Source organism: Symbiobacterium sp., from assembly GCF_040797425.1.
Classification (GTDB): domain Bacteria; phylum Bacillota; class Sulfobacillia; order Symbiobacteriales; family Symbiobacteriaceae; genus Symbiobacterium.
Map to the genome: position 1 here is coordinate 1 of NZ_JBFNEH010000089.1, position 7,491 is coordinate 7,491.

At 69.6% G+C, this 7,491-nt stretch carries 5 protein-coding genes; 1 reads left to right on the forward strand and 4 read right to left on the reverse strand.

Annotated elements, in window-relative coordinates; genetic code table 11:
• Positions 1–194 (forward strand): hypothetical protein (locus tag AB2385_RS16265; protein ID WP_367656061.1); only part of this gene is annotated, 194 nt, incomplete at its 5' end.
• A gap of 105 nt (positions 195–299) precedes the next feature.
• On the opposite strand, the gene opp4C is transcribed toward AB2385_RS16265, so the two are convergent.
• The 4 genes from opp4C to AB2385_RS16285 all read right to left on the reverse strand — a co-directional run bounded on the left by opp4C (position 300) and on the right by AB2385_RS16285 (position 7,059).
• Entirely contained in the window at positions 300–1,133 is an 834-nt protein-coding gene (gene opp4C, locus AB2385_RS16270; RefSeq protein WP_367656065.1) for an oligopeptide ABC transporter permease, read from the reverse strand.
• A 319-nt stretch (positions 1,134–1,452) separates the two neighbouring features.
• A complete protein-coding gene (locus tag AB2385_RS16275; protein ID WP_367656062.1) occupies positions 1,453–2,418 on the reverse strand; it encodes an ABC transporter permease in 966 nt (321 codons plus the stop codon).
• 14 nt (positions 2,419–2,432) lie between these two features.
• Positions 2,433–4,247, reverse strand: a complete 1,815-nt coding sequence (locus tag AB2385_RS16280) for a peptide-binding protein (RefSeq protein ID WP_367656063.1) — start codon at positions 4,245–4,247, stop codon at positions 2,433–2,435.
• A 244-nt stretch (positions 4,248–4,491) separates the two neighbouring features.
• Entirely contained in the window at positions 4,492–7,059 is a 2,568-nt protein-coding gene (locus AB2385_RS16285) for an NEW3 domain-containing protein (protein ID WP_367656064.1), read from the reverse strand.
• Positions 7,060–7,491 lie beyond the last annotated feature (432 nt).

The window sequence follows — 7,491 nt, forward strand, 5'->3', positions numbered from 1 at the left end:
CTCTGCACTGTTTAGTTTTCAAGGTTCGAGATCCGCTGCCGTCAGGCGACAGCTTTTATATTTTAGCAGGTTCGCCGTTGGCCGTCAACCGACCAATTGATGGGACTTTCGGCGTTCCCGCCCGGCAACTGATGAGTTTATCACCGCTCACCGATCCCGTCAACCACCCAGTTGCTGCCTCCTGCGCAACCTGACCGCCGCTGGCATCCAGCTGCCAGCTCGCATCGAGGCGGCTTGAGCATAGTAGCACAGCCGGTGCGGTGGGTGCAAGCCTCCGGGCGCGTACTGCAATTGCCACATCAGCGCCGCCCCAACCGGGGATCCAGCGCGTCGCGCAGGCCCTCGCCCACCAGGTTGACGGCCAGGATGGCGCTGAAGATCATCAGCCCGGGCGGCAGCCAGATCCACGGCTGCAGGAGGAGGACCTTCAGCGAGAGCGCCGCGGAGAGCATGTTGCCCCAGGAGGGCGTGGGCTGCTGTACGCCAAAGCCCAGGAAGGAGAGGCCGGCCTCGCTGAGAATCGCCGTGCCGACGCCCAGGGCCGCGGCCACCACGACGGGCGCCACGGCGTTGGGAAGGATGTGCCGGAAGATGATGCGCGCATCGGAGGCGCCGCTGGCCCGCGCTGCCGCCACAAACTCCCGGCTGCGCAGCGTGAGGAACTCCCCCCGCACCAGCCGGCAGATGCCGGTCCAGCCCAGGAGGCCGATCACCAGCATGGTATTGTAGACGGACGGCCGCAAGGCAGCCGCCATGGTCAGGGCCAGCGGGAAGAAGGGAATCACCATCACCACGTCGGTGATGCGCATGATCACGCTGTCCACCACGCCGCCGTAGTAGCCCGCCACGGCGCCCAGCACCACGCCGATGGTGACGTAGATGGCGACGGCCACCAGCCCCACGGTAAGCGAGATCCGCCCGCCATAGAGAAGGCGTGTGTACACGTCCCGGCCCAGCTCGTCCGTGCCCAGCCAGTGTGTGCGGGAAGGCGGCTGCTCGGCGGCCCGTACGTCCGGCAGGTCGCGGTCGTGCCACGTGAGGTACGGCGCCAGCACCGCCGAGAGCGCCAGGATGATCAGGATATAAAGTCCGAGCATGGCCCGCCGGTTGGCGCGGAAGCGGCGCCACGCCATCTGCCATGGCGCGGTCTGCGGCTCCAGGACCGCCCGGCTGAACCGACCGGACGGCGTGCGCTTCCCCGGGCTGCCGCCGGCGGCACCGGCCAACCGCTCTGCGGGGCCGCCGCCCCGGACGACCTCACCCCGCCGTCCCGCAGACCGTTCTGGCGACGCCGCAGGGCCCGCGGCCCGGTCGGGTTGGCGGGACTCCCTGGCTCCCATGGTCATCCGCTCGCACCCCCTGGTGCATGGTCACCGCGCAGTATGCGAAGCCCATCCGGTCCCGGCCCGCCCGGGTCGCCCCAGTGTGTTCCTCCATGCGCCGATCCACGGCCTACTCAAATCGCACCCGCGGATCGACTACGGCGTAACCGATATCGGCCAGGAGGCTCCCCACCAGCGTGAGGACGGCGAACATCACATTCAGGGCCATGAGCACCGGGTAGTCCCGCTCCAGCAGCGCCGTGTAGGTAAGCCGGCCGATGCCCGGCCACTGGAAGATCGATTCGGTGATGATGGCGCCTCCCACCAGTGCGGGCAGGTTGAGGCCCAGCAGCGTCACCACCGGGATCAGGGCGTTGCGCAGGGCGTGCTTGTAGATCACCACACGCTCCGGCAGCCCCTTGGCCCGGGCAGTGCGCAGGTAGTCCTGCTGCAGCACCTCCAGCATCGCGGAGCGCACGTGGCTCATGAGCCCGGCGATGCCGGTGACGCCCAGCGCGGTGGCCGGGAGGATCAGATGACGGGCGGCATCCAGGAAGAGCGCCGTGCCCGCAAGCGGAGTCCCCGGGGTGGTGAAGCCGGCCGAGGGCAGGATCTGCAGGCCGCCCAAAGAGAACCAGCGCAGCAGGAGCAGGCCCAAGAAGAACGCGGGAATGGCCAGGGCCCCGAGCGAGACGATGGTGACCAGCGTGTCGACCCAGGTGCCGCGGCGGACGGCGGCCAGGATGCCGAACGGGATGCCTGCCAGCAGCACGATCGATTCCGAGGCCGCACCCAGCGCCAGGGTCGGCCCCAGCCGGTCGCCGATGAGCTCCGCGACCGGGACCCGGAACCGGATGGACGTGCCCAGGTCACCTCGAAGGGCCCCGCTCAGCCAGCGCCAGTACCGGACGGGCAGCGGGCAGTCCAGGCAGTGGCGCAGGCGCAGTTCCTCCACCTTGGCCGGATCGGCGCGGGAGTCGATCAGGCCGCTGTACGGGTCCCCCGGCGCGAGGTGGATCACCAGGAAGATCAACACCGAAGCCAGGAGCAAGGTCGGCAAGAGCTGGAGCAGCCGCCGCACGATGAAGCCCGCCACTGCCCGTCCCCCCGTTACCGGCGCTCCGGTGCAATCCAGAGCTCCCAGATGTTCCAGAGGCTCCCCCGGGCGTCCGGCCGCAGGCCCCGCACCCGGTCGAGCCGCACCGCCTCGATCTGATCCTGGCTGTAGAGGAAGATGACCGGCAGCTCCTCCGCCACCAGGCGCGCCCACTCCCGGTAGAGGGGCCGCCGCTTGGCGGGGTCCAGCAGCCGGGCGCCCGCCCGCAGGAGTGCGGCGCTCCGGTCGCTTCGCCAGCCCGTGGCCCGACCCCAGCGGCTCTCGGGATCGAAGACCGGACCCGGATCGGGGTCGAGGCCGACCCCCCAGCCCAGTAGCCACGCGTCCGGCTGGCGCCCGCCGAAGACCATCTCGGCCAGGGTCGCGAACTCCACCATCTGGAGGTCGACGCGGATCCCCACCGCCTTCAGGTCGGCCTGGATCAGCGGTGCCGTCGCCGTTCGGACGGCGTTGCCGGACGGATACACCAGCGTGAACCGGAAGGTGCGGCCGTCCTTCACCAGGTAACCCTCCGCGTCCCGTCCGGTCCAGCCCGCCTCGGCCAGGAGCCGGGCAGCGGCGGCGAGGTCACGCCGGCGGGTCGGAATCGCTTCCGGGTCGTGGTACGGGTGTCCCCGGGGGAAGTGGCTCTCCAGCAGGCTGCCGTAGCCCTTGAGCAGGTGGCGGACGATCCCTTCCCGGTCAATCGACAGGAGGATCGCCTGCCGCACCCGCCGGTCGGCGAACAGCGGGTTCCGGTGGTTCAGCCCGAGGTACTGGTAGCCCAGATCTGGCCGGGTGAAGAGGCCGATGTTGGGGTTGCCCTGCACCAGCACCACGTCGCCGGGTTTCAGGGGCACGTAGTCCAGCTCGCCGGCCAGGAGCTGACCGATGGCCACGTCCTGGTTGGCAATGCGGTAGATGATGCGCTCGATGTACGGCCGGCCCCGGTGGTACGCTTCGTGCCGCACCAGCTCCACGTACTGGTCGGGCACGTACCGTACGAACCGGTAGGGCCCCGTCCCCACCGGGCGGCGGGTGTCCGGGTGCTGCCCCATCTCGCCCACGGGGAAGCCCGCGAAGCGATGGGCCGGCAGCAGCGGGATGGCGAGGTTCTGCAGCAGCGGCGCGTGGGGCTCGTCGACGGCGAAGACGACGGTATGGTCGTCCACCGCCCGTATGGCCTGCCGGCCGTCGCCATCCAGCCAGGCCTGCCAGGCGGCGTGCTTCTGCGCGGCGGCCTCACGGGCGCTGATGCGCCCCCCGGCCTGTGCGCGGTCCAGCGCCGCGCGCTGCTCCAGCATCGCCCCGACGCCCCGCAGTGCTGCGTAGTCGCCCGTCAGCACGCCCGGATAGTCGGGGTGCAGGATCGCCTGAAAGGTGAAGACGACGTCCCGCGCGGTGAAGGGGTGGCCGTCGTGCCAGGTCACATCCTTCCGGAGGCGGAAGGTGACCTCCCGCTGATCGGGCGACACCGAGTACGACTCGCACAGGTCGCAGATCAGTTCCAGCCGCTCGTCCCGGGTGAGCAGACCGGCAAAGACGAGCCCGACGATGTTGGCATCGTAGCCGTCTTCCATGAGGATCGGGTTGAAGACCCCCCGGGGCGCCGAGAACATGGAGAGATACAGGGTGCCGCCGTCGACCGGTTCGTCCTGGCGCTCAGCGCCGCCCGGGGCTTCGGCCCGCGTGCGGGCGTGCCCGGACGCCCCGGGCGTGCCCTGTGCGGCGGCCTCACCGGGCAGGGGCGCTGAAAGAGTGGCCAGGACGCATCCGAACTGCAGGGCGGCCACGGCGATGATCCCGACGATGCGCTTCCAGCTTGGCATGGGCAACCTCCGGCACCGCACGCCGGGGACAGCCCCACGTAAAACAGATGCGCGGTAAGGCGCGATTATGTCTGGGAGAGCGACCGGCGTGCGGTATTGGCGGGCGCCTGCGCACCCGGCGAAGCCTAGTATGCCCGCGCAGCCCCATGCGCGGAGCACGGGCGGCCTGGTCGGCCGCCCGTGCCATCACCGCCGTGGCAACTTGCCCTTACCTGAGATGGTTTCGTCTGAATATCCTCCCCGCCTACTTCGCCGGCGTGATCAGGTTGGCGAAGATGCGGAAGGCGCCGGGCACCCGCTGATCCAGCTGGTAGTAGAGGATCAGGCTCGTGTAGATGTAGCGGCCCTTGCCGTACTCGGCGACCAGCAGGCTCCCGTTCAGCGGTTCTTCGCCCGGGTCGTTCATCGAGAGCAGCGGCGTGAACTCAGGCGCCCACTCCGACGGGAAGTAGAGGCCGCGGTCTTTCACCCAGCCCTCCCAGTCGGATGCCTCGATCTTGTTGGGCGTGTTCAGCAGCGGGTGATCGGGCTCCAGCACACGCACCTCGGCCGCCTCGTCGGTCACGCGCCAGTTGAAGGACGGGCTGCCGATCCGGAGGTAATACGGCGCCGAGGTCTCGGGGTTCCAGTTGTCGCCGGGCTGGTGATACTGCACCACCAGGTTGCCGCCGTTCCGCACGTACTCCATCAGCCGGTTGTTGGCGGCGATCAGGTCCGGACGGGTCAGGTAGGCGCGGATGCCCAGCACGATCGTGTCGTAGACCGACAGGTCGCCGAACGCGAGGGTGTCGGCATCCAGCAGTTCGACATTCACGCCCATCAGCCGCAGCGCCGCCGGAACGTTGTCCGCGCCGCCGGAGACGTAGCCGACCGGGAGGTTCTCGTCCACCTTCACGGAGAAGGCCTGCACGTCGACCACGGCGGGTTTCACGATGTAGGTCCGGCCGATGTGCTCATACTCGATGACCTGCACGGAGCGGTCGGAGACCGACTGGCCCCGGGCCTGGAAGCCGATCTGGTACCGGCCGGCCGCCAGGTCCGCCGGTGCGGTGACGACGAAGGACGCCGCCTGGACCTCGCCCTTCCGGCTGAACGTGAGGTTCCGGAACGTCGGCGTGGTCTGCCAGCCCTCCGGGAGGACCGGGAAGATGTTGGTGGACGTCGCACCGGCCTCGTTGTTCGTCACCACGACGTTGATCGTGATGGGGCCCGGACGCTCCAGGTTGAAGACGACGCCCTCGGGGTCGGTGCGCAGCGAAACGTCGGGCAGCACGGCCACGAACCGCTCGGGCGCCACCGTCACCGCGGCCTCCACGCCGTCCACGGTGAACCGGACCACGCCCGTGATGTCGTGCGGGTCATACGGGTCGAAGTACTCGGCGCTCTCAGGCACCGTCACCGCAAAGCGGGCGGTCGCGGTCTGGTTGTAGCTGAGGTGTACACCGGCCGCCTCGGTCACCGGCCGCACGCGCCAGCCCCTGGGCACCTCCAGCGAGAGCCGCACGTTCTCCACCGGGACCTTGCCGCCCTGGTAGGCCGTCAGCGTCAAGGTGGCGGTGCCGCCCCGGGTGAGCTCGTACTCGTCCGCCTGCAGCCGGGTGACCAGCAGCAGCGACTGCGCCAAGGCCCGCTGGATCTGCTTCTCCTTCATCGCCAGCCGGTAGTCGATGTCATAGCCAAGTTCGTCCTCCAGGCCGATCCGGGAGACCACCAGCTCCCGGGCCGCCCGCACGCTCACCAGCGCATCCCGCAGGGCCCGGGCCACGGCGGCGTTGTCCGGATAGGCGTCCAGCGCCGCGTCGATGTGCGCCTGGAGCTCCTGCAGCGCCGAGGCCACGGACCGGTCGCTCACGAGGCCGGCCAGGTCACCCACGGTCTGGGGCAGCCCGTCGAACATCGAGCTCTCCTGGGACTTCACGGGGACCGCGCTGGCCGCCAGGTGGTACACCTCGCTCCGCGGACCCTCCGGCACGATCTCCCCCATGCCCTGGCTCTTGTGGTAGAAGCGCGACTCCTCGCCCAGCTGCACGTACGACGCACCCAGGACGGGGTCGTACTCGCCCACCGGGATGCTGACGTTGGCCGTCAGCTGCTGGCCCTGGCCGTAGATCGACCCGCCGCCGCCCGAGGCGGGCAGGTACACCTTCTTGATCTGCCACGGCCGCAGCCCTTCGGCCAGGTGCTCAGGGAACACTTCCGGGTCGGCGGCCTTCTCGAAGGCTTCCAGGGTCAGAATGGTGATGGCCCGGTGGTGCCCGTGCTGGCCGTAGGTGTTCTGGAAGGAGGGCAGCACCACGTCAGGACGGGTCTCCCGGATGATCCGGATGAGCCGCTCCAGCGTGCGCTCGTAGCCCCACTTCTCCAGGGTCTCCTCCGGGTTCTTCGAGAAGCCGAAGTCCCAGATAGGATCGCCCAGTTCCTGCGCCAGGAAGTAGAGCTCAACGTCCGACGCCTCCGCGGCCTCCTGCAGCTCGCGCGTGCGCACCACGCCCAGGGCGTGCTCGTACTCGGCGCCGATGGCGTTCTGGCCACCCTCGCCGCGGTTGGCGATCACGCTGATGGTGCGGGCGCCGACCTTGCGCGACATGTAGGCGAGGACGGCGCTCCGCTCGTCATCGGGGTGGGCGCCGGTGTTCATGAAGGTGTTCACGGACTCGAGCGGGACCAGTGCGTTCCACAGCGCCACCGTCGCCCGCTCGGCGGCGGAGGCCTGCTGCGGCTGAACCGTCAGGGCAGCCCCCACGAGCAGGACCCACGACAACACGACGGCGATCAGGCGCTTCCCCAGTGCTCCCAGCCTGCCGACTGACATCTTGGGTTCTCCTCCTTACCCGTGATGTGCGCGTCCCAAACCACTCGACTCACTACCCAGTCCTGGAACGATCGGTCCGGGAAACCGGTCTCGGGTTGAAACATCCTGTCGGCAGCCCCCGGCATCCCCCTCCTCGTCGCACCGCCCAGGAGCCCGGGCTGGCGTTGCCACGGCCCGGCCGCAGGAAACCGTCCCGCCCGCCCACCGGGAGGGGTTGTCCCGGCTGCCACGGGCATGATCGCGACCGTGCCGGCGCCGCGCCCCGGCGCGGAGAGAAACGAAGTGCACCCGCTCGTCGATCCGAATTGTCTTGCGACCGTTCGGCGAGTGGGTGCACGCTCGTTGCGTTGTCGAGGCTGGCGTTCGTCGCGTCGTACGGTTCCGGAATGTCCCCCGGTGCGGGGGGGGCGGGGGCCCCCCCCCCCCCCCCCA